The organism is Leucobacter faecis (assembly GCF_054456695.2).
The window spans coordinates 184,220-204,737 of the sequence record NZ_JBTJER020000003.1 but is presented as its reverse complement, the minus strand read 5'-3'; the positions used below and the strand labels follow the sequence as shown (position 1 = coordinate 204,737).

At 64.6% G+C, this 20,518-nt stretch carries 17 protein-coding genes; 8 read left to right on the top strand and 9 right to left on the bottom strand.

Translation table 11 applies throughout. The features are described from left to right. Window positions 1-20: 20 nt before the first annotated feature. Both ACXR2W_RS04610 and ACXR2W_RS04605 read right to left on the bottom strand, forming a co-directional pair. Complete coding sequence (locus ACXR2W_RS04610; protein WP_458814077.1) at window positions 21-521, bottom strand: nucleoside deaminase; 501 nt, start codon at window positions 519-521, stop codon at window positions 21-23. A gap of 39 nt (window positions 522-560) precedes the next feature. Next, on the bottom strand, window positions 561-1,007 hold the full coding sequence (locus ACXR2W_RS04605; RefSeq protein WP_458814075.1) for a hypothetical protein: 447 nt from the start codon (window positions 1,005-1,007) through the stop codon (window positions 561-563). Between the two features lie 199 nt (window positions 1,008-1,206). Between ACXR2W_RS04605 and ACXR2W_RS04600 the strand changes: the two genes are divergently transcribed. Genes ACXR2W_RS04600 through ACXR2W_RS04590 form a run of 3 tightly spaced genes read left to right on the top strand, consistent with a single transcriptional unit; the run spans window position 1,207 to window position 3,756 of the window. Continuing rightward, window positions 1,207-2,088, top strand: a complete 882-nt coding sequence (locus ACXR2W_RS04600; RefSeq protein ID WP_458814073.1) for a metal ABC transporter permease — start codon at window positions 1,207-1,209, stop codon at window positions 2,086-2,088. Continuing rightward, window positions 2,085-3,047, top strand: coding sequence for a metal ABC transporter solute-binding protein, Zn/Mn family (locus tag ACXR2W_RS04595; RefSeq protein WP_458814071.1), 963 nt, complete (start codon window positions 2,085-2,087; stop codon window positions 3,045-3,047). Before ACXR2W_RS04600 ends, ACXR2W_RS04595 begins: the two co-directional genes overlap by 4 nt. Further along, a complete protein-coding gene (locus ACXR2W_RS04590; RefSeq protein ID WP_458814069.1) occupies window positions 3,034-3,756 on the top strand; it encodes a metal ABC transporter ATP-binding protein in 723 nt (240 codons plus the stop codon). The genes ACXR2W_RS04595 and ACXR2W_RS04590 overlap by 14 nt, the downstream gene beginning before the upstream one ends. Window positions 3,757-3,825: 69 nt before the next feature. Here ACXR2W_RS04590 and ACXR2W_RS04585 read toward each other — a convergent pair whose 3' ends face one another. Both ACXR2W_RS04585 and ACXR2W_RS04580 read right to left on the bottom strand, forming a co-directional pair. Next, the gene (locus ACXR2W_RS04585; protein ID WP_458814067.1) at window positions 3,826-7,509 is read right to left on the bottom strand and encodes a TM0106 family RecB-like putative nuclease; all 3,684 of its coding nucleotides are present in this window, start codon (window positions 7,507-7,509) and stop codon (window positions 3,826-3,828) included. 87 nt (window positions 7,510-7,596) lie between these two features. Further along, window positions 7,597-8,898, bottom strand: coding sequence for an ATP-binding protein (locus tag ACXR2W_RS04580; RefSeq protein WP_458814065.1), 1,302 nt, complete (start codon window positions 8,896-8,898; stop codon window positions 7,597-7,599). A gap of 327 nt (window positions 8,899-9,225) precedes the next feature. Here ACXR2W_RS04580 and ACXR2W_RS04575 point away from each other — a divergent pair, with 327 nt between their 5' ends. Further along, window positions 9,226-10,845, top strand: coding sequence for a DEAD/DEAH box helicase (locus ACXR2W_RS04575; protein WP_458814063.1), 1,620 nt, complete (start codon window positions 9,226-9,228; stop codon window positions 10,843-10,845). Between the two features lie 108 nt (window positions 10,846-10,953). Here ACXR2W_RS04575 and ACXR2W_RS04570 read toward each other — a convergent pair whose 3' ends face one another. From ACXR2W_RS04570 to ACXR2W_RS04555, 4 genes are all read right to left on the bottom strand, one after another. Next, complete coding sequence (locus tag ACXR2W_RS04570; RefSeq protein ID WP_458814061.1) at window positions 10,954-11,940, bottom strand: PDR/VanB family oxidoreductase; 987 nt, start codon at window positions 11,938-11,940, stop codon at window positions 10,954-10,956. Continuing rightward, on the bottom strand, window positions 11,918-12,961 hold the full coding sequence (locus tag ACXR2W_RS04565; protein ID WP_458814059.1) for a Rieske 2Fe-2S domain-containing protein: 1,044 nt from the start codon (window positions 12,959-12,961) through the stop codon (window positions 11,918-11,920). The genes ACXR2W_RS04570 and ACXR2W_RS04565 overlap by 23 nt, the downstream gene beginning before the upstream one ends. A gap of 71 nt (window positions 12,962-13,032) precedes the next feature. After that, complete coding sequence (locus tag ACXR2W_RS04560; RefSeq protein WP_458814057.1) at window positions 13,033-13,812, bottom strand: SDR family NAD(P)-dependent oxidoreductase; 780 nt, start codon at window positions 13,810-13,812, stop codon at window positions 13,033-13,035. Then, entirely contained in the window at window positions 13,809-15,353 is a 1,545-nt protein-coding gene (locus ACXR2W_RS04555) for an APC family permease (protein WP_458814055.1), read from the bottom strand. The genes ACXR2W_RS04560 and ACXR2W_RS04555 overlap by 4 nt, the downstream gene beginning before the upstream one ends. A 205-nt stretch (window positions 15,354-15,558) precedes the next feature. On the opposite strand from ACXR2W_RS04555, the gene ACXR2W_RS04550 reads away from it, so the two are divergent. The 4 genes from ACXR2W_RS04550 to ACXR2W_RS04535 all read left to right on the top strand — a co-directional run bounded on the left by ACXR2W_RS04550 (window position 15,559) and on the right by ACXR2W_RS04535 (window position 19,987). Next, window positions 15,559-16,014 (top strand): Lrp/AsnC family transcriptional regulator, encoded by a 456-nt coding sequence (locus ACXR2W_RS04550; protein ID WP_458814053.1) that lies wholly within the window; start codon window positions 15,559-15,561, stop codon window positions 16,012-16,014. 141 nt (window positions 16,015-16,155) lie between these two features. Next, window positions 16,156-16,995, top strand: coding sequence for a polysaccharide deacetylase family protein (locus ACXR2W_RS04545; RefSeq protein ID WP_458814051.1), 840 nt, complete (start codon window positions 16,156-16,158; stop codon window positions 16,993-16,995). Further along, entirely contained in the window at window positions 16,992-18,170 is a 1,179-nt protein-coding gene (locus tag ACXR2W_RS04540) for a C45 family autoproteolytic acyltransferase/hydrolase (protein WP_458814049.1), read from the top strand. Before ACXR2W_RS04545 ends, ACXR2W_RS04540 begins: the two co-directional genes overlap by 4 nt. A 41-nt stretch (window positions 18,171-18,211) precedes the next feature. Further along, window positions 18,212-19,987: an ABC transporter substrate-binding protein gene (locus tag ACXR2W_RS04535; protein WP_458814047.1), complete on the top strand. Its 1,776-nt coding sequence runs from the start codon at window positions 18,212-18,214 to the stop codon at window positions 19,985-19,987. Window positions 19,988-20,000: 13 nt separating this feature from the next. Here ACXR2W_RS04535 and ACXR2W_RS04530 read toward each other — a convergent pair whose 3' ends face one another. Next, window positions 20,001-20,444, bottom strand: coding sequence for a VOC family protein (locus tag ACXR2W_RS04530; protein ID WP_458814045.1), 444 nt, complete (start codon window positions 20,442-20,444; stop codon window positions 20,001-20,003). Window positions 20,445-20,518: the final 74 nt, after the last annotated feature.

Here is a 20,518-nt window from a genome sequence, read left to right as displayed (position 1 = left end):
ACCTGAGCCTTCGCAGGGACCTATCTGAGATCTTGTGAGTAATGTTGCGCGTGCAGCGCGCGCACCTGCTGGCTAAGTTCATCGTCGGGTCCGGCCACGGGAGTGAGCGGCGCCACAGCGTGAATGGGCAGCGGGAGCACTGGTGCGGGAGCGACGCCCCATTCTGCGAGCCACGTCGTGAGCTGCGCGCTGCTGCTCGCATACACGATGCGCCCGAGGCCGACCCAGGCGTGCGCTGCGGCGCACATGGGGCAGTGTTCACCCGAGGTGTAGACGGTCGCGGCGTGCCGCACCTCCACAGTGAGATGAGCGGCTGCCCACCTGGCGATCTCAAACTCGGGGTGGCGCGTGTGGTCGCCGCCTGCCACGCGGTTGCGGTCGGCAAACAGCTCTTGACCCTGCGCGTTCACCAGCACCGACCCGAACGGCTCGTCGCCGCTGTCGAGTGCTTCTTGTGCCAGGTCGATGCAGCGCTGCAGAAACCTACGGTCGTGTTTCGTGATCTCCGATGATGCAGTCATGCGCCCACTCAACCACGTTTGCCCGGCGCATGCCCAGCATTAGGCGCTTGGGCTGCCCGCCGCCCGGCGAATGCAGTCAGCAATGGTGCGCTTCGACTCTGGTGTGAGCGAAACGAGCGCAAACGAGGTGGGCCACAGCTCACCGTCGTCAAGTTGCGCAGCTTCCTCGAATCCGAGAGTCGCATACCGCGTCGTGAACTTGGAAGCCGCCTTAAAGAACACCACGATCTTGCCGTTCGCGTCGGCATACGCCGGAAACCCGTACCAGGTTTTCGGCATGAGGTGCGGAGCGACCTCAGACACAATGCTGTCGATTCCTTCGGCGAGCTCGCGATCCTGATCCGGCATCTCAGCGATCGCTTCACGCACCGCTTGCTCACCCGCGGCGCGGTTCTTGCCCGCACGTTCTTGCGCGCGCAGCTCAGCCGCACGCTGCTTCACGGCAGCCCTTTCTTCTTTCGACAGCGTGCCGGGATTCTCAGCCATGTTGACCTCCATGTCAGTGCGAACCGAGTCAGTGCGAGGGAGCCATTCGCGACTCCCTCGTTCACACTACGCTTCTGTGCCCGAAAACAAGGTCTCAATTTTGAATCAATCCCCCCGAAACGCTATCGAACTGCAAAGTTCGCCTAACCGAACTTATTTGTTACAGTGGTCGGAATGAAGATTTGGAGGATATTGTCAATTGGAATTTTTTGAATCCGTTTTTGTGTATGCATACTTGCAAAGGGCGCTCACCACCTCACTTGTCGTGGGCGTGGTCTGCGGCATTGTGGGAACTCTGACACTGTTGCGTGGCGCGTCCCTCATCGGAGATGCGATCTCTCACGCGGTGCTCCCCGGCATTGCGGCGTCGGCAGCGCTCGGTTTCGGGTTCTTCCCCGGTGCTCTGATTGCCGGCCTTCTCACCGCGACGGGGATCAGCTACTTCAGCAGCCAGACAAGGATCCGAAATGACGCGGTCATCGGGATCGTGTTCACCGCCATGTTCTCGCTAGGAATCGTACTAATATCACTGAAACCCTCGTCGACAGACCTCACGAAGATTCTGTTTGGCAATGTCCTCGCCATCGGTCGAAGCGACATGCTCGTGACGATTTCGGTAGCAGTACTGGTTCTGTTGGCCGTCGCTTTGCTGTACCAAGAGCTACTGATCACCACCTTCGACCCGGTGATCGCCGCCACTTATGGAATATCACCCGTCGTTATGCATTACACGCTTATGGCGCTGCTCACCCTTGTGACGGTTGCTTCCTTGCAAGCGGTGGGCGTGATCCTTGTTGTCGCACTATTAATCACGCCTGCAGCCACCGCCTTTCTCATCGCGCGCTCCGTCAGCCGAATGATGATCATTGCCGCGGGCTTTGGCGCATTCGCGAGCTTGACCGGGTTGATTGCGAGCTTCTACCTCAATGTCCCCTCCGGCCCTGCAATTGTTCTCGCATCTGCGACCATCTTTGTCGTGGTTTTCGCGGTTCAGAAGTGTTCCCAGCGAAGGACAAAAGCATCTGCAGCGCCCCTCCGCACCTCTCCCGATCATTCCCTACCCGAAAGAGAAACTGTATGAAGAAAAATACCCGCTCGGTACTGTCCGTTGCGGCGGCGGCCGCTCTCTTCCTTGGAGGATGTGCAATCGTCGATGCATCGGGCCCGGGCCAAGCCAAACAGCAGCTCAGTGTAGTGACAACATTCTCGATCCTTGAGGACATCGTGAAAGAGGTGGGGGGTGACGACGTCAGCGTGCACAGCATTGTCCCACTCGGAACAGACCCACACGAGTATCAGCCGCTTCCCGACGATGTATCGCACACAGCCGAGGCAGACGTAATCATTTGGAACGGTCTGAATATGGAGCTCGGAGACGGTTGGCTGGAGAGTTTGTTGGACACGACAGGCAGCGGGTTGGACGATGAACATGTCGTTGAGGCGAGTGTGGGGGTGGAGCCGATGTACCTTTCCGACGGGCCTGGAAGCGAGCACGAAGTTAATCCACACGCATTTCTTGATCCCAATGTGGGAATGATCTATACGAAGAATATCCGCGACGGGCTCATCTCGGCCGACCCCGATCACGCAGAAAACTACGCCGCTCGTGCAGAGAGTTACCTTGAGAAGCTTGCTGTGATCGACCGCGAATACACCGATACCGTAGCAACGATCCCACCAGCGCATCGAACATTCGTCACAAGTGAGAACGCATTCCAGTACATGAACGACCGATATGGCCTACAGGGCCTATATATTTGGGCAATCGACACGGGCGACCTCGGTTCACCCGCGCAGGTGTCAACGCTCATTGAGGAGCTGAAGAACAACCCTGTCCCCGCACTGTTCGTCGAGTCAAACGTTGACACGCGCCCGATGGAGACCGTCGCAAGCGAAACGACGACCCCCATATTCGGCGAAGTCTTCTCTGACGAGCTTGGGGGTTCAAACACGAACGGCGCGACCTACCTTGAGATGCTTCGTTTCAACATCAAGCAGATTGGTGCAGGGTTGGGTGCGGCGGTAGATGCCGTTGAGTAGCACCGCCCTTGAATCTGTAGACCTCACCATTGGGTACCCCGGCACCGTAATAGCGAGCAGCGTGTCGTTTGCTCTCCCTTCAGGTTCGCTCTCTGCACTCATGGGGCCGAACGGAGCCGGGAAGTCGACGCTGGTACAGAGCCTGCTCGGTTTGACCGCTTCGATACACGGAAGTGTCACATTTTTCGGTCAGCCGTTACGCAAAGTGAGACCCAGGGTGGCCTATGTACCCCAACGAAGTAATATTGATCTCACGTTCCCCATCACAGCCTTTGACACGGTCCTTCTCGGCACCTATCCGAGACGAAAATTTGGACAGCGAGTGCGTGCGGTCGATCGAAAAGTTGCCGCGGAGTCACTGTCTCAGCTGGGAATGGGCGACTATTCTGGTAGCCGCATCGGCGATCTCTCAGGGGGTCAACTGCAGCGTGTATTTCTTGCACGAGCGCTCGCGCAGCGGGCCGAGCTGTTTATTCTTGATGAACCTCTCACTGGCGTAGACCATGCCAGCGAGCTCATCATCACGCAACAGTTGCGCGAGCTCTCCGCCTCTGGAAGAACGATCCTTGCAGTGCACCATAACCCTGCCACCGTGCAGAGTTACTTCGACAATATTTTATTGTTTAACCGGACTTTGGCAGCCCACGGCCCCGCCCGCCAAGTGATCCAGTCACAGCAGTGGCGCGAACTGTACGCTACCGTGCGCTGAAGAACCGTTGGTGAACTGAAAGTCAGGGCCGGGCACGCAGATGCCGCAGCACCGAACAGGGCTGCGGCATCAGTGCGCCCGTTCAAGCAGCCGCAGATAGCCCGAGAGCGCAGCGAGCCCCTCGACGTTACCCGGTAAGCCAGCGCCGAGGCGCGACGACGAGACGAGGTGCGCCGACCACTGGGCGCGACTAATCGCCACGTTAAGCCGGTTACGCATGAGCAAGAAGTCGAGCCCGCGCGGCACGTCTTCAGCACTCGATGCGGCGAGCGTCACGATCGCAATTACGGCCTCTTGGCCCTGAAACTTGTCGACCGTGCCAACCCGCACCCCACCGAGCCCCGCGGCGGCGAGCGCTTCGCTTACGCACTCAACCTGAGCGTTGTAGGCGGCAACGACGATCACGTCGTCTGGGGTGAGTGGGCGCGGGCTCCCGCCTGACTCGCGCAGGGAACCGGCAAGCGCTAGGCGGGCAATCTGTACGACCTCGGCCGCTTCTTCTGGCGCATAGGTCGCATTGCCCGCGTGCTCGACGGGATGCCAGGTGAGCCCCGCAGGCCCGGCACCGGTCACCTCGCGGCTGCCGGCACTCTCGTGGGCGCGCAGCTTGCCCTCGTACGACAGTTCAGAGACGACGTCTGCGAGCTCGGCGCGCATGCGACGGGTATCGGCAAGAAAGTAGCCGCGGCTGGCGGGCAGTGTGTCGTGGTGGGCGATGAGCCAGCCGAGCGCCGACTCGTCGATGGGCTCGGGGTGTGAGCCCTGTGAGACCTGCGGCAGCTGCTGCGGGTCGCCCAGCAGCAGCAGACGTTCGGCCGCCACCGATGCCGCGATCGTGGGGGCGAGTGAGAACTGGCCCGCCTCATCAACGACGAGCAAGTCGAGGCTGCCGCGTGCGAACCGTTTTTCGTTGCTAAAGTCCCAGGCGGTGCCGCCGATGACGCAGCCGGTGCCCTGCGCTTCGTGGGTGCGCAAGAACTCGGCGTGCCCGTTGCCGGGCAGCACAGCAAACTCGGGTTGAGGCGCGTCGTCTGCGAGCTTGCCGCCCTGCGGTACCTTCGCGACTTGGCCCATAGGGAGCCCTGCGAGCACGGTCGCGTTGAGCACGTTCTCGACGACCTTGTGCGACTGGCCCACCACCCCGATGCGCCACCCCCGCTCTTCCACGAGCCGCTTGATCACGCGCGACGCGAGGTACGTTTTACCGGTACCGGGCGGACCCTGCACGGCAAGCGCCGCGTGCTCTGAGCGGGTAAGACTCGACGTCAGCGCCCGGATCGCACCGTCTGGTGCGGCGTCGATGGGAGCGAACCCGCCTGCGATCGTAGGCTCGTCACGGCGCAACAGCTCGTAGACCGCGTTCGGAAAGGCGGTGCCTGCGCGGCGGGCGGCGGCGAGCGCCTGCCCCCACTCTTCAATCGCGCCCTTCTGTGCGCCCGCAGGGGGTGGCGGACCCGGGGTGAGCGCGACCGGCAACTCAAAGTATGGCTCGCTGCCCGCCGCGAGCGTTTCGTCGACGACGATCACGTCGCCGTCGCGTTCGACGATGCGGGCACGCCTGGCCCCTCGCGCCCCAGGGGCGGCGCCAATCTGAGGAAACGGCGTGGGAGTGTCATACACGAGGTAGACGTCGCCGCTTTTGAGTGAGCTGCCGGGTGCGATGCTCCCGGCGAGGCGCAACCTGCGCCGCTCGGTGCGGGCGCGGGGTGGCTTGTGCCATTCGTCTTCGATGCGGGTGAGGGCGGGTTCGACGACGAGCACATCTTTCGTGTCGGCCCACTCTTCGACGGGGTCGACGAGCCTCGCAAAGTGCGCCCACCAGAACGACTTTTGTTCGCGCTGGTGGTAATCGATGGCGCTCGCGGCGAGCCTGAGCGCCTGCGCTTCCTCGGGCTCATCACGGTCGGCGGCGACGGCGGCGAGCTCGAGCAGTTCTTCTCCGATCGCGCTCGCCGAGAGGTCGGGGCCCGTATCGTCACCTCGGTCGTTGTCGCTCGGCTGATACGGAGAAACGCCAGCAGCCGCCGCGAGCGAGAGCAGCCAATCGCGCAGCCGCAGCGTCGAGACGCAGTCGTAACGGTTATAGTCGCCGATCGCCTCGAGCCGTCGCTCACCCTCAGCGCGCTCGGCAGCGCGGGAAGACGCCAGCGCCGCCATCGCATCGGCGTACTCGGTCACCGACTGGGCCGCGTTCGTCACCCCCGCTTCGTCGCGCAGCTCGTCACCCATATACAGCGGTTCGAGCTTCTTGATGGAGTAGGAGCGGGAGCCTACAACCAGCGCCTGCCGCACGATCGGGTACAGGTCCACGAGCACGTGCTCGCGCAGCAGCTGGTCGACCTCTGCTTCGCCAACACTGTGACGGGCGGCGATGCTCAACAGGTGGGTGCGCTCGTACGCGGCATAGTGGTAAATGCGCATGCCCGGGTATGCGGCCCGGCGCTCACGCACGAGCGCAAGAAAATCGATGAGCGCCTGCTTCTCGGCAGCGAGGTCGTGCGCCCACAATGCAGTAAACGACTCGTTCGCATCGACCATGCCAAACAGGTAGTCGAGCCCCCACCTGGCGCCCTCACCACCCGGCTCCCGATACATCGGGTCGCCCTCAAAATCAAAAAACAGGTCGCCCGGGTTGGGGGCTGGAATCGCGCCCAACGCCTCGGGCACCGCCACCTCCACCGGCGGCAGTGTGCCGCTTTCGGCCCGCAACTGCAGCGCAGCCTGGCGGGCGATGCGCTCGAGTACCCGCTGCGAGATACCCGGCACTTCGAACTCTAAAATGAGGCAGCTGTGTGGTTCGAACTCACCCCCTGCGTTCGGCGCCTGCAGCCCACGCGGCTCCACCCACCCCGCTGAGACGCCCGCCGCGGCGACATCTTCAATGTTGGTGTAGCCCGCCGCGATGAGCCTGTCACGCTGCGTGCGCCTAATGCCCGCGATCAACAACGAGTCACGATGCCGCGTGATCTCGGGCTCACACACCTCGCACCGACCGCACGCCCAAACGCCCGCGTCGCCCCAGGCGACAGGCGCCGCCGACGAGGTGAGCCCATCGGGCCCCGCCCGCAGCGCGCTCGCGATCAAGATCTCGTGCAAGCGCTGCCTGCGCGACCGAAACACCGGCGCTACGTCTGCCACGCGGTGCACCGAGCGCGCCCCGTCGCCCAAGATCAACACCGCTTCTTGGGCAGGCTCGATGCCCACACGCTCCAGCTGCTCAGCGTAGGCGGCGAGCTGCATGAGCGCGGTCACGCGCGCCCGGCGCGCCAGCTTCGTGTCTTGCACCTCGTATGCGCCCGACGGGGTAAGCCGCAAAAAGTCGGCGAACCCGACAAACCCGATCTCGGGCGCCCCTGCGCCGTCAGCGGCGCGCTGCACCCCATCGAAAAAGGTGGCCTGAAACACCACCTCGGCGCGGCCGGTAAGCGCCCGCACCGTCTCCTCTTGCCGCGCGAGCAGATCAGCCTCGCTCATCGATGCGGGCCACTCAATCTGAGCGACGCCGCCGGGCTCCCCCGGCGCGCCCTCGCCCCACTGCCGCACGTACGCCGCGAGCGTGCGCTCCTCGTGCGCGTCACCCAGCCTGGCCGCGCGCGCCAACATCGCATCATCGTCAAGCGGCACGACAACGTCGCGCCCAAACTTCGCGTCGACGCGCCGCAAAAACGCGAACTCGCACGCGCTCGCCGCCGAAAGGTCGCTCGCGCTCGTGACGAGGCGGGTGCCCCCGTCTGCCCGCTGCTGAATGAACACGCGGTGTTCCTTCCTCTGTTGCTCGCTCCGGATCCCCGGCAGCCGTCTCCCTCGACCCTATGCGCTGCCACCGACATCGCGGCCCGGCTACAGCCGGGCGAGCGTGTCGATGTCTTCGAGAAACGAAGACTGCTGTTCAGCAGAAACGGTGGCACGGGTGTGGCTGAGCGCCTCAAGGTAGTCAGCGGTCGACAGGTCGGTCGGCTGCTGCACAGCGCGGGGGGCTGCGCCCAGCCCGTCCTGTGCACGCAACGCGCGCGCAAGCGCGTCTTGCGAAGCGCGCCGCGCTGCATACTCGATGTCGGCCGGGGTGAGCCCGCTGCTGCGCTCCACCAGTTCAGCGAAATCGACGGTCTGGGCGATCTCGTCGGGCACGTAACGGCGCCAAATCGCCTCGCGCGCCTCCGCGTCGGGCAGCCCAATTGGCAGCACGTAGTCGAACCGTCCATGTCGCATAAACGCGGCATCGAGTCCGCGCACAAAGTTCGTCGCACACACGAGCAACAGCCCTTCACGGTCACGAAAGTCGGCGACGATCTTGAGCAGCTCGTTCGTAACCCCCTGCGTCGGGTTCGGCGGATCGCTGCGCTGCGACGCAATCTCTTCGACTTCATCGATGAACACGACCCCGTGCTCGAGTTCAGCAATACGCTCGAACACGCTGCGCAGCGACGCCGCCATCGAGCTCTTGCCGTCGCCCAGTCGAGAGGGAAACACCTCCACGAACGGCCAGTCAAGCCGCGACGCCACAGCCTTCGCAAACGTTGTCTTGCCCGTACCGGGCGGCCCGAACAGCATCACCGCCCGCGGCGGCACCACCCCGTAACGATCGGCGAGATCCGGCTGGGCCAGCGGAGCCACGAGACGCTCCTCGAGCAGTTGCTTCTCGCGCCGCATCCCAGCCACGTTCTCCCACAGGTGCCTGGGCAGCACGCGGCCGCCGACGTCCTTGAGCAGGTCGAGCTCGCGTCGCTGAACGGGCATCTGCCGTTCGAGGTAGCGTAGGCTGTGCCTGGTCTGAAACCCGTTCGAGGTGAGCAGGTCGAGCCTGCCACCCTCGGGAATCAGCACGCTCAAGACGCTCAGTCCGAGCGGGGCCATCTTGCGTTCGAGCGCGTCGAGCAGCTGCCCCGACACGTTCTCGGTGCGAGAGTGCTCACTGATCCCAAAGAAGACAATCCAACCCTGCGCGTGGGCAGCGCGCCCCACAGCGGCCGCGATTACTTCGCCGTCGTGCACCGCCACGACCGCGTGGTCCTCCCGGCATGAGGCCGTCACTTCTGCGAGCGAGTACACGGGCGGCTCGGTGGAGGCGTGCGCCTCCCACCACAACCGCACTACCGCGTCGAGGTCGTCGTCGTAGTACTCCCTAATCGAGATGCGTCCCATACACAGATCATGCCACGCCCCGCGGGCCCAGATCACGACATTCTGCGCACAAGCACGCCTCAAAAAATAGCACTCGTGATTCGGCCGCTTGTCGGGTAAGCTCAACAGGTTGGCGTTTATGCGCCACGCGTCGCAATCACCGCACCGCCCGCTCACACGCTTCAACACACGTGCAAGCCTGGGCGCCGTTCGGCCCGACCCGCGGCGAACGGATGCGCGATCCCGCGCACTCGACACTTTGCAGCGACGCGTGTATCAGCGACTTTCGTGCGCCCACAGGGGTGCGAAGCCGCCCCGCAGCGCTGCCCCCAGCATGAAAGGTCACCAGTGACCGAATCACCCACACCCTCATTCGTTGAGCTCGGCGTACCCGAGGCGATCGCCGACGCGCTCGCCAAGAACGGCAAGACCGCGCCCTTCCCCATTCAGCGCGACACACTCGTCGACACCCTCGCGGGCCGCGACGTGCTCGGCCGCGGCCGCACCGGCTCGGGCAAGTCGATCGCGTTTGGTATTCCGCTCGTCGCAAACCTCATGGAGGATGCCGCAAAGAAGCGCCGCCCGAGCCGCCCCCGCGGCATTGTGCTCGCGCCCACCCGCGAGCTCGTCACGCAGCTCGCCGAGACGATCAAGATGATCGCTGACCCCGTTGGCGTCAAGGTCACCACCATCTTCGGTGGCGTGCCGCAGCGCCGCCAGGAGGCCGCGCTCGAGGCCGGCGTCGATATTGTGGTCGCTGCCCCAGGCCGCCTCGACGACCTCATGAAGCAGGGCGTCGTGAGCCTCGACGGTGTCGAGATCACGGTGCTCGACGAGGCCGATCACATGGCCGATATGGGCTTTCTGCCCGTCGTCACGCGCATCATGAACAAGACCCCTAAGCAGGGCCAGCGTCTGCTCTTCAGTGCGACCCTTGATAACGGGGTCGACAACCTCGTCAAGAAGTACCTGCACTCACCCATCATGCACTCGGTCGACTCGGCCGAGTCCGTTGTACCGCAGCTCACACACCACGTATTCGAGGTAGCTGGCAAGGGCCAGAAGGACGCACTCATCGAGGCGCTCGCCTCGGGCACCGCGCGCCGCATCTTCTTCACGCGCATGAAGCACCAGGCGAAGAAGCTCGCGAAGCAGCTCACCGCGGCCGGCATTCCGGCTGTTGAGCTGCAGGGTAACCTGTCGCAGAACGCTCGTGACCGCAACCTCGCAGAGTTCAAGTCGGGCGAGGCCAAGGTTCTCGTCGCCACCGACGTCGCCGCCCGCGGCGTGCACGTCGACGGCGTCGACCTCGTCGTGCACATCGACCCGCCCGTCGAGCACAAGGCGTACCTGCACCGCTCGGGCCGCACCGCTCGTGCCGGCAACGAGGGCGACGTTGTCACCATCGTGCTGCCCGAACAGCGCGGTGAGATGCGACAGATCATGCGCGCGGCCAAGATCCGGGTCACGCCCCAGCAGCTTGATGCTCGCGTCGCCGAAGCTGCCGCGGTACTGCCGCTCATTGGCGAGGTCGCTCCCCGCGTCGACCCCAAGGAGACCGAGCGCAAGCGCGCCGAGGCGCAGGCTGCGCAGCAGCGCGCCGCGGGTCACGCCCCCGCAGGCCAGGGCAACTCGCAGGGCGCCAACGCGAAACGCAAGCGTTCGCGTGGCGGCCGGGGTCGTGCAGCAGGCCAGGGCGGTCAGGGCGGTCAGGGCGGTCAGGGCGCAGCTCCGGATCGTGGCCAGGGTGGCCAGGGTGCGGGCCGCGGCCAGGGCCAGCGGGGCCAGGAACACGGCCAGCGTAGCCAGGGCGGCAGCGCCCAGGGTCGCGGTCAGGGATCCGGGCGCAGCCAGGGCCACAGCGGCGAGGGCCGCGGCCACGGCGGAGCAGCCCAGGGTCAGCGCCGACAGGGCCGTCGCGCCCAGGGCGGCGGCACGAGCTATTCGACGAGCTCGTCAAGCTACTAGGTCGTAGGTGTGCGGGCCGTTCGCAAGCTCACCCGCAAGACACATGGGGCGCCGGATCAGTGATCCGGCGCCCCAAGCGCATTCGCGGCCAGCGCCGCCAGAAGTGCGCTACCGCGCGAGCACCAGCTTGGGCGAGAGAGCCCGCGAGACGCAGATCATCATGACGTCACCCGCATCACGTTCGTCGTCGGTGAGGAGCGAGTCTTGGTGATCGACGTCACCCGAGACGACGCGGGTCTCGCAGGTGCCGCAGATGCCCATCTCGCACGATGAGGGCGCGTCGATACCGGCGGCGCGAATCGCGTCAAGGATCGACTCGTCAGGCGCCACGGTGACGCTCACACCGCTGTCAGCGAGTTCGACTTCGAAGCCCTCGGCTCCCTCAGCCGCGATGGGGGCTACCGGTGCAAAGCGTTCAATAACGAGGTCGCTACCGCGACCCTGCGCCGTCATTTCGGCGCCGAGCGCATCCATCAGCGGGCCGGGCCCGCAGCAGTACACCCCGTGACCGACCGAGTCGCGTACCAGCTGCGCAAGCGGTGCGTGCCCCACCTCGTCTTGAGCGAAATAGTCGACCCTGCCCCATGTGGTGCGGGCGAGCTCGTCGATCTCGGCGGTAAACGCGAAGTGCTGCGCGGTGCGAGCCCCGTAGACAAGCCGCCACGGCTTGCCTCGCCTCGCAACGTCGCGAATCATCGACAGGATGGGCGTAATGCCGATACCGCCCGCTACGAACAGGTAGGCGGGGGCATCGCTCAAGCGAAAATCGTTGCGTGGCACCCCAATATCGAGAGTGGCTCCCTCGCGCAGTTCGCGGTGTACTTCAACTGATCCACCGCGACCGTCGGGTATTTCGAGCACCGCGATGCGGTACCCCGCCCGGTCTTCGTGGTCACCGCACAGCGAATACTGCCGAATGGTGCCCGAGGGCAGGTGCAAGTCGATGTGGGCGCCCGGCTTCCACCCCGACAGTGGCACCCCGTCGATGGGTTCGAAGGCGAACGAGCGAATGCCCGTCGCCTCCTCCCCCACCGTTCGCACCGTGACGCGGTGCGTCGGGGCGACGTGGGTGCTACTGAGCAGCGTCGCGGCCATAGAACTTCTCCTCCGTGCGGCGTGCGCGATCGAGGAACGCGCGGCGGTAGTTGAGCGTGAAGATATCGGCGGGGGCAGAGAACTCTTCGATCTCTGCGTCCCACGGCACCTCTCGCGGCTGCAGGTTCTCGACGATCGGAATGTCTTCGAGGTACACCATCTCTTCGAGGCGCAGGTTCTCTTCGAGGTCTGCGCCCGTGTAGTCGAGCGCGTTTGCCACACCCCAGAAGATCTTCACGTGCTCAAACGAGATGGGGCTCGGGAAACCCGCCACTACGCGGCGTCCAAACTTCTCGTAGTCGTAGGTGATCGACGACAAGCCAGGGGCAACACAGTGATACTGCATAGTGCAGTCGCCATCACCGGCCCATTCACCCGTGCCCGCGTTCAGCGGGCGGCTCATCCACACGTGGCTGCCATCACGGGTGACCTTGAGCGGCTCGACCACTTCGGGGGTGGGGCCCATCGACACCTTGTGCACGAACGGGAAGTGGGCGACATCGCGAAAGTTCTCGACCGTCACCGCGACACCCACGGGCGAATCGAGCGGGTTCGCCTGCAGCCACTCAAACGGCTCTGCCTCCCACTCGGGCAGCTCGTAGACCGGCTCGAGCGGCTCTTCAAGCGCGGTCCACACGAGGCCGTAGCGCTCGGTCACGGGAAACGTCTTGAGCCGCGCCTTCGCCGGAATTTTGCTCTGATCCTCGATCGACGGGACGCGCACGCACAGGCCGTCGCCGCTCGCAAACTGCCAGCCGTGGTAGGGGCACCCGATCGATGCGTCGTGCACCTGGCCGAGAGACAGGTCGGCGCCGCGGTGCGGGCAGCGGCGCGAGGCGACAGCGGCTTCGCCGTTGCCATTACGGTAGACGACGAGCTGCACGCCCAAAAGCACGGCCGACTCGGGCTTGCCGCCCGCGACGAGGTCTACCGAGCGTGCGACAGGAAACCAGCTGTGGCGCATCGCCTGTTCGACGAGCTCGCGGTTGCTCTTCTTTTCGAGCGTTGCGGTATCAGACATGAGTCTTCTCCTTTAGTGTTGGTGAACTGTGAAAATAGGAAGCTAGGGGTGGTAGCCAAGCGTGCGCTGCACTACACGCCCACGCGCAGCGCGCCACCGTTGACCGATAGCGTCTGACCGGTGAGAAACCCGGCCCCGTCTGAAGCGAGAAAGGCGACCGTCTCTGCTATTTCTTCGGGCTTGCCGAGGCGCCCGAGCGGCACCGAGGCGACCTCGACGTCGTAGTACTCGTCGGGAATCATGCGGGTGTGAATCGAACCGGGTGCCACCGCATTGACGAGCACACCGTCGGGCAGAAGCGCTGCGGCGAGCGCTTTCATGAGCCCCAACTGCGCGGCCTTCGAGATCATGTAGCCGAACGAGTGCCCGTCGGGCACCTGCCCCCACGTCGACGAGATGATGATGACGCGACCGTGGTCGCTCGCGCGCAACAGATCTGCAAGCGCGCGGGTGATCGCGTAGGGGGCCTTCACGTTGACGCGGTAGTACCGGTCGAGCTCGTCGGCCTCGGTCTCGTCAAGGGTGCGCCAGTCGTGCATGATGCCAGCGTTGTGCACAAGAATATCGAGTCGTGGCTCGTCGCCTTCGCTCGCGGCGGCGAGGGCGGCCCGCAGCTCGGCGGCCGCATCTGGGCTTGTGATGTCGATCCGGATCGCGCTTGCCTTGGGTCCCAGGGCGCTGAGGGCGCGTGCGGTCTCGAACACGTCCTCATCGAGATCGGCGAGCAGCACCCGGGCGCCGCGTGCGGCGAGCGAGCGTGCGTGGGCCGCCCCCATGCCGCGAGCCGCGCCGGTAACGACCGCTACCCGGCCTGTGAGGTCGGTGAGGTCGGTGAGTGGCTGGGTGTTCATGCGTTCTCCTTCGTGAGCGAGTGTGCCGAGTCGGTGGGGTCGTTGCCCGCGAGTTCACCGCGGGTGACGAGGGCGAGGGCCGGTGCTTCGACCTCGGCGAGCGAGGCCGCGCTGCGCGGGTTACGCCAGACCCAGGGTTGCTTGTCTTGGCCGACGCGCCTGATCGCGTAGAGCACGATCGAGGTGGCGAGCACGAACACTGCGATGAGGATTTCGCGCGGGCCGCCATAGCCGGTGATCTCGGCGTTCGCGGTGCCAATCGCCCACACCGAGAGGTCGACAATCGCGAGCAGCGCCGCCACGTAGACCCACGCTTTGCCGAGCCTGATGGGCCGCGGGGCGTGAGGTCTGTCGATGCGCAGCAGCACGAAGCCCGAGAGCGCGAGCACGTGGCACAGAATGTAGCCCATGATGCCCGCTGTGATGACCGCGAGGGCTTCGCCCACGAACACGATGAGAATCACGTTGAGTATGAGGTCGAAGGTCATCGCCCGTGCGGGCATGCCGAAGCGGTTGAGTTCGCCGAGCTGCTTAATGGTGAGCCCTTGCTCAGCGCTGCCCTGCAGTACGCGCCCGCCATCGGCGGTGGTCATCATCATGAGTAGCATGAGCCCCGCGATGAGACAGATGGTCACGACGGGACCGCTGCCCGGAAGCAAGTTTTCAAACAGGCCGCTGTAGAACGCGACCGGGTCTGAGATGACGTCTTGTCTGTCGGCGAGGCCGCCCACGCCGAGTGGTACGAGGACATACACGGCGATCACGAACACGCCCGCAAGTCGCAGCGCCCGGCGGGTGTCTGAGACGGGGCGTTTGTACTCGGGGGTGAACGAGGCGACCGACTCGACGCCGTACACCGACCATGCGAGCACGAACATCCAGGCGATCCAGGTGGTCCAGCCAGCTTCGCCGCTGTCGGCGAGGCCCCACTCGAGGTTAGCGACGTCCCACTGACCGCTAAAGAATGGCGCGAGCGCAAACACGATGATGGGAATCAAGATGACGGCGCCGGTCACGTACATCAGCCACATGGCTACGCGCATGCCGAGAATGTTGAGAATCCAGCCGAGCACGAGCACGCCGAGCCCCACGAAGTGAGCGAAGCCGATGTCTGCGAGCCCTGTCGAGATAGTCCAGGTCTGTTCTGGAAACCACTGCGCCTGCACGAGCGAACCGATCTGAATGCCGTAGATCGCGAGGGAGCTCGACCAAGCGAACCAGTAACCAAAGGCTGCGAGGGGGCCCACGATCGTGGTGCGTGAGCGCCACGCCTCGTTTGCGTAGGCGGCGATGCCACCGACGATGCGGGGAAACATGCCGGCGAGCTCTGAGTAGATGAAGTTTTGCAGGCAAGCGATGATCGCCACGGCGCCCAGCAGGGCGAGGGTAGTCCATCCTCCAACCGCACCGATCGCGTAGCCCATACCAATAAATAGTGCGGCCGGGATCGACAGGCTGATGGTGAAGCCGTCCCACCAGCGCAGGGTCTGCGCATATTCTTCACCCGACGGGCTGCCCGCGGGGCTCTCGTGCTGAGTCACGTCTTTGTCCTCTCAATGCGCGGTCTTGGCTTATAGCCGTGCGGCTTGGTTCTTCGTCTTTGAATGTCAGCCGTGCTGCGCATTTGTTGAATGAAACCACTATAGATTGCGATTTGCGTAATGCAAATTCGATAAAACCACGCAATCCCCCTCGTGGCGATCCGCCATATGACGTATTCGTACCGCAGCCGGTTACAGTTGTGGCATGGCTATCACCGCAATGGACGACCTCGACCGCGCAATCATCCGCGAGCTCGAACAAGACGGCCGACGCTCGATGCGTGAAATCGCACGCAACCTCGACACCCCGGAGGCGACGATCCGGGCCCGCATGAAGCGACTGGGCGACCAGGGAATCCTGCGCATCATCGCGTTCGCAGACCCACACGAGGTGGGTGAATCGCAGCTCGCACTCGTGCAGCTGACGGTCGAGCCCGCGAGCCACGAAGCTGTCGTGGCGGCGCTCGTGGCAATGCCCGAGACGACATACGTGTCGACCGTGCTGGGCGAGAGCGACATCGTGTGCGAAGTGCGCTGCGCAGATAACCACGAACTCTGGGAGATACTCAATCTGCGCATCGCGGCCCTGCCGGGCGTGCGTTCGACCTCGACCAGGCCGATCCTCAAGGTACACAAGCTGATCTACGGCCGCACACGATAGCGCAGCCGGCGGGGCCGCTAAACACGCGCAAAGATACGTCATTCCGCGCATGCCACGCGGTTAGGGTTCCAGCAGACTCGAAGCAGGGCTTGACGCCCGCCTTGATTCAATGTCGATCACGCGCGACTTTAGGAGAACCACATGTCTCACTGGCCCGGCGGGCAGCGCTATGCCGCCACGTTCAGCTTTGACTTCGACGCCGAAGAACTTTGGATTGGCGAGAACCCCGCCAACGCGCATTCCCCTGGCGTGCTGTCGCAGGGCGCCTATGGACCCAAAGTGGGCGTGCCTCTGATTCTTGAACTACTGCGTAAGTACGGTGTCACCGCCACGTTCTACATACCCGGTAAAGATGCGCTGCGGCACCCCGACGCGGTGCGTGCGATCATCGTTGCCGGCCATGAAGTCGCCCACCACGGGCATTCGCACACTAATCCCACCACGCTCACGCTTGAGGAAGAGCGCGCGGAGCTCGAGCAGGGTCTTGCGACGCTGCACTCGTTCGGGGCGACCGTTACCGGATACCGCTCACCCTCGTGGGAGTTCACACCGCACACGCTCGACCTGCTCGCGGAGGCGGGCTTGCGCTACAGTTCGAATCTGCTCGACCACATCTTGCCGTATCAGCATGAGACCCACGACCTCATTGAAGTGCCCGTGTCGTGGCTGCTCGATGACGCCCCGCACTTTTGGTTTGCAAACGATACGTGGGAGAAGACGATTCGTTCGCCCCGCGAAGTGCTCGACGTGTGGCTCCCCGAAATCGACGGCATCGCAGATCTCGGCGGGCACGTCATGCTCACATTTCATCCGTTTCTCACGGGCCGCCCCTCTCGCCTGGCGTTCCTTGAGCGGTTGTTGCAGCACGTCACTTCGACGGGGGCCTGGATCGCCCCGACCACAGACATCGCCGAGCACGCCCGCGCCCAGATTGCGGCGCACGGGCCGCTCGCACTGAACACCACAGGAGTCCTGGCATGAGCGCCACCCGCTACCCCCGTATTCGCGTCTCAGGCGACGCCATCACCCGCTCCCGCCAGTACGGCGAGCTAGCACGAGCTCAGATTCGCGTCACCCGCGAGGGCTATGAGCGCGCATTCGCTGCGAAGGGAGTGGCGTGGGACGAAGCGACCGCTTTTGCACTCGGATTTGTGCCCGCGATTCGCGCCCACTTCCCTCAGCTACTCACCGAGCTTGAGGGCATTGCCCAGGGGGCTGGGCTGCCGTTCGCCGATGTGCTCGCGATGAACTGCCGTACCGAGATCCTCTGGCGGCAGGCCGTGTCAAAGGCGGGCGCCGTAGCTCCTTGGCTGCGCGGAGAATGCTCAAGCTTCGCCCTCGAACCCGATCGCGTTGAGTGGGGGCAAGCAGTCGTTGCGCAAAACTGGGACTGGCTCGACGTGCTCGCTGACGGTGTCATCGTGCTCGAAACCGAGCGCCAAGACGGGCCCAACTTTGTGTCCGTCGTAGAAGCAGGCCTTCTCGCGAAGACCACCCTCAACCAGGCGGGCGTCGCAATCGGCATCAACACGATCGTGTGCTCCCTCGACGGCGGCTCACACGGGGTGCCGTTTCACGTGCTGGTGCGGGCGGTCGCAGACGCCCGTCATATCTCTGACGCCGTCGAAATGCTTGCGAGTGTGCCCCGCGCATCATCTGGCAATTACATTCTCGCGACCGCAGACGGGGCGGTCCTTAACATCGAGACAGCCCCCGGCGACGCCCGCACTCTACACCCATTAACCGCGGTGGGCGGCGCAGTCGCCCACACCAACCACTTCGTGCGTACCCCGGCAGGCGGCTACGACCTCGCCCCCGCGTCAATGGCTGACAGCTTCGTGCGGCTCGGGCGACTCACCCGCACCGTCGTCACACCGCAAGGCACGCTCAGCCTCTCTGACATGCAAGCGGCGCTCGCCGACCACGCCGATGCGCCCAGCTCGATTTGCTGCCACCCCGACACCCGCTCAGACCGTGCCGCCCAGTGGGCGACCCTCGCCTCAGTGGTGTTGGACCCGGCCGGCCGCACGATTCATCTGGCAGAAGGCACCCCGTGCAATACGCCGTGGCACACGCTCGATTACGCGGAGCTGCTCGCACCCGATGCACCCGCTCCATCCGACGCACCCGCTCCGTCTCACGAGCTGGCCCAGTAATCTGTAACCTTACAGTCCCCGCTTCGCGCAAGGAGGCCCCTGTGAGTCACGCTCCCGTGAACTCGTTTCGCTTTGTGCTCCCCGTCGACGGCCACGTCGCCGCCGACGGGGGCGGCGGGGCCCTATTACGCGAGGCCCTCGAGACCACCGATCTGCTGCGTTACGCACGCAGGCAACGAGATTCTGTGCACGACCGCATCAGGTTTCTGCTCGAGCTCGCCGCGTCACGCCGCTGGCTCGAGGTGACGCTCGCCACCGACTATGCATCGGGTGCCGCCGCGACGCTCGTGACAGCAACGCTCACGCAGTTGCCGCACCGGCTCACCCCGCGCGAGCTTGAAGTGCTCACCCTCGTCGCCGCGGGGCATTCAAACCCGGCCATAGCCGAAGCACTGTTTACGAGCCCGCGCACCGTATCAACCCAGGTTGAAACGATTCGCGGCAAGCTCGGAGCGATCAGCCGCACCGCGGCCGGTGTGCTCGCGGTGCAGCACGGCTGGGCTCGCATGCCCATGCCCGTCGCGGCCGAGGCTCTGGGGGCCCTCGACATCGCGGCGCTCGTCACCGAACCTACCCCGCACAGCGCGACCACCCAGTCGGCCCGGATCGCTTCGGCTCACTCGGCCCAGGCGTCACGGGCCCCACACCCCATCAGGCTCGCGCTCGTCTACCCACAGCGGGGCCCCGCCCGGCACGACGGCACCCAGTCGCGCCGCGGCGCCGAGCTCGCGGTCGAAGAGCTTAACAGCACAGGAGGCGTGCGCGGGCGGTCCATCGAGACCGTACACGTCGATGCCGACATCTACACGGCCGCTGGCGTCGCCCGCACGTTCGAAACGCTGCGCCATCTCGAAGTGCACGGCGCACTCATGAGCTACGTCTTTGACGAACAGGCCGCGCTCGACGCGGCGAGTTCGCTCACGATCCCGGTGCTGCACACGATGACCTCCAGCAGGCATCTGGCTGCGCTCGCCCGTGATCCGGATCGCTATCGCACGCTGTTTCAGTGCGTGCCGCCCGAATCCAATTACGGCCCGGGGCTCGCACGGTTTCTCGAGCTGCTTGATACGCGCGAAGACGGCACGAGTGGCGCGCACGAACGCACCGTGCGTTTTGTAGAGACCACCGTCGACAGCGGCCAGATCGCCGATGCGGCTACGCTCGCGCTGCTCACCGAGCGCGGTTGGCGCACGCAGCGGGTTGATCCGCTGCCCGAGGACGCCGCCGCGATTGACGCGCTCGTCGCAGAAATTACGCTTGACCCGCCGACGGTGCTCGTCGTGAGCGAGTTTCTGCCGTCGGTGTTGGCAGCGCTGCTGCTGCGGTTGCACGCGGCAGGGTGCCCCTCGGTCATTTACACGATCTATGCGCCGTCGGTGCCCGAGTTTGTGACAGAGATGGGAGCCGCAGCCGAAGGGGTGGTGTGGGCGACCGTCTCTGGCACGTATGCCGACCCGTTCGGTGCACAGTTTCGCAGCGCTTATGCCGCGCGTTACGGCGTCACACCCGGGCTGTCGCAGGCCGGGCTCGCCTACGACATGGCACAGGTGCTCGCGGGTGCGTGGCGGCTGGCGGCAGACCCGAGCGATGTGCCAGGCACCCTCACGGCGCTACGCGCGACGCGATACCGCGGTGTGAACGGCAGCTATAACTTTGCGGCCGGATTACAGTCAACCGTCGCATACCCCGAGCAGACGAGTGACCCGTCGATGGGCAATGCCCAACTGATCTTTCAAGTCCAAGACGGCGAACACCGCTGCCTCGGCCCCGAGCCCTACACCGACGGCGCATTTCGCTGGCGTGCGCCGTCGGCCTAGGGTGCGCCGTGCGTTACGCCGCCGGGCGGTGCTCGGTGTGCGGCTCAGTCACGTAGATCATGTTGCCGTCGGGGTCAAAGAATGGACGGTAGCGGTACCAGACGCCCGAGGGCTGCTGCCAGGTCGTGATCTCGTCGTGCACCCAGGTGACCTTGCCGTCGAGCTCAGCGATCGTATCGTCGAGGTTCTCAATCTCAAACGCAAATGAGTCCATGCCCACCGGGTCTTCGAGGTTCACCGATGAGCGACGGAACACGTCGCCCGCATTCGTGGTGTGGAAGATGTAGAGCGTCACGTTACCGAAGTCGATGCCGGCCCACTGCTCTTCGGGCACGTCGCTCGCCTCGTACGGCAGGTAAAACGGCAGCCCCAGCAGCCCGTTATAGAACTCGACGAGCCTGGGCACGTCGTTGGTGAGAATATCGAAGTTGTCCATGCGCTTGAGCTGCAACGCCATTGTCTTGTCCTTACATGTCACGAAGAATGTGTGAAGTGTTTACGCTTCCACTTTAGAAAGCTCGGGCTCCCTCG

What these genes read in the sequence shown, in the direction of transcription:
- ACXR2W_RS04550 (WP_458814053.1), top strand. Translation starts at nt 15,559, where the DNA reads ATGGCTATCACCGCAATGGACGACCTCGACCGCGCAATCATCCGCGAG.
- ACXR2W_RS04560 (WP_458814057.1), bottom strand. Translation starts at nt 13,812, where the DNA reads ATGAACACCCAGCCACTCACCGACCTCACCGACCTCACAGGCCGGGTA.
- ACXR2W_RS04545 (WP_458814051.1), top strand. Translation starts at nt 16,156, where the DNA reads ATGTCTCACTGGCCCGGCGGGCAGCGCTATGCCGCCACGTTCAGCTTT.
- ACXR2W_RS04565 (WP_458814059.1), bottom strand. Translation starts at nt 12,961, where the DNA reads ATGTCTGATACCGCAACGCTCGAAAAGAAGAGCAACCGCGAGCTCGTC.
- ACXR2W_RS04530 (WP_458814045.1), bottom strand. Translation starts at nt 20,444, where the DNA reads ATGGCGTTGCAGCTCAAGCGCATGGACAACTTCGATATTCTCACCAAC.
- ACXR2W_RS04590 (WP_458814069.1), top strand. Translation starts at nt 3,034, where the DNA reads ATGCCGTTGAGTAGCACCGCCCTTGAATCTGTAGACCTCACCATTGGG.
- ACXR2W_RS04570 (WP_458814061.1), bottom strand. Translation starts at nt 11,940, where the DNA reads ATGGCCGCGACGCTGCTCAGTAGCACCCACGTCGCCCCGACGCACCGC.
- ACXR2W_RS04610 (WP_458814077.1), bottom strand. Translation starts at nt 521, where the DNA reads ATGACTGCATCATCGGAGATCACGAAACACGACCGTAGGTTTCTGCAG.
- ACXR2W_RS04605 (WP_458814075.1), bottom strand. Translation starts at nt 1,007, where the DNA reads ATGGCTGAGAATCCCGGCACGCTGTCGAAAGAAGAAAGGGCTGCCGTG.
- ACXR2W_RS04580 (WP_458814065.1), bottom strand. Translation starts at nt 8,898, where the DNA reads ATGGGACGCATCTCGATTAGGGAGTACTACGACGACGACCTCGACGCG.
- ACXR2W_RS04595 (WP_458814071.1), top strand. Translation starts at nt 2,085, where the DNA reads ATGAAGAAAAATACCCGCTCGGTACTGTCCGTTGCGGCGGCGGCCGCT.
- ACXR2W_RS04540 (WP_458814049.1), top strand. Translation starts at nt 16,992, where the DNA reads ATGAGCGCCACCCGCTACCCCCGTATTCGCGTCTCAGGCGACGCCATC.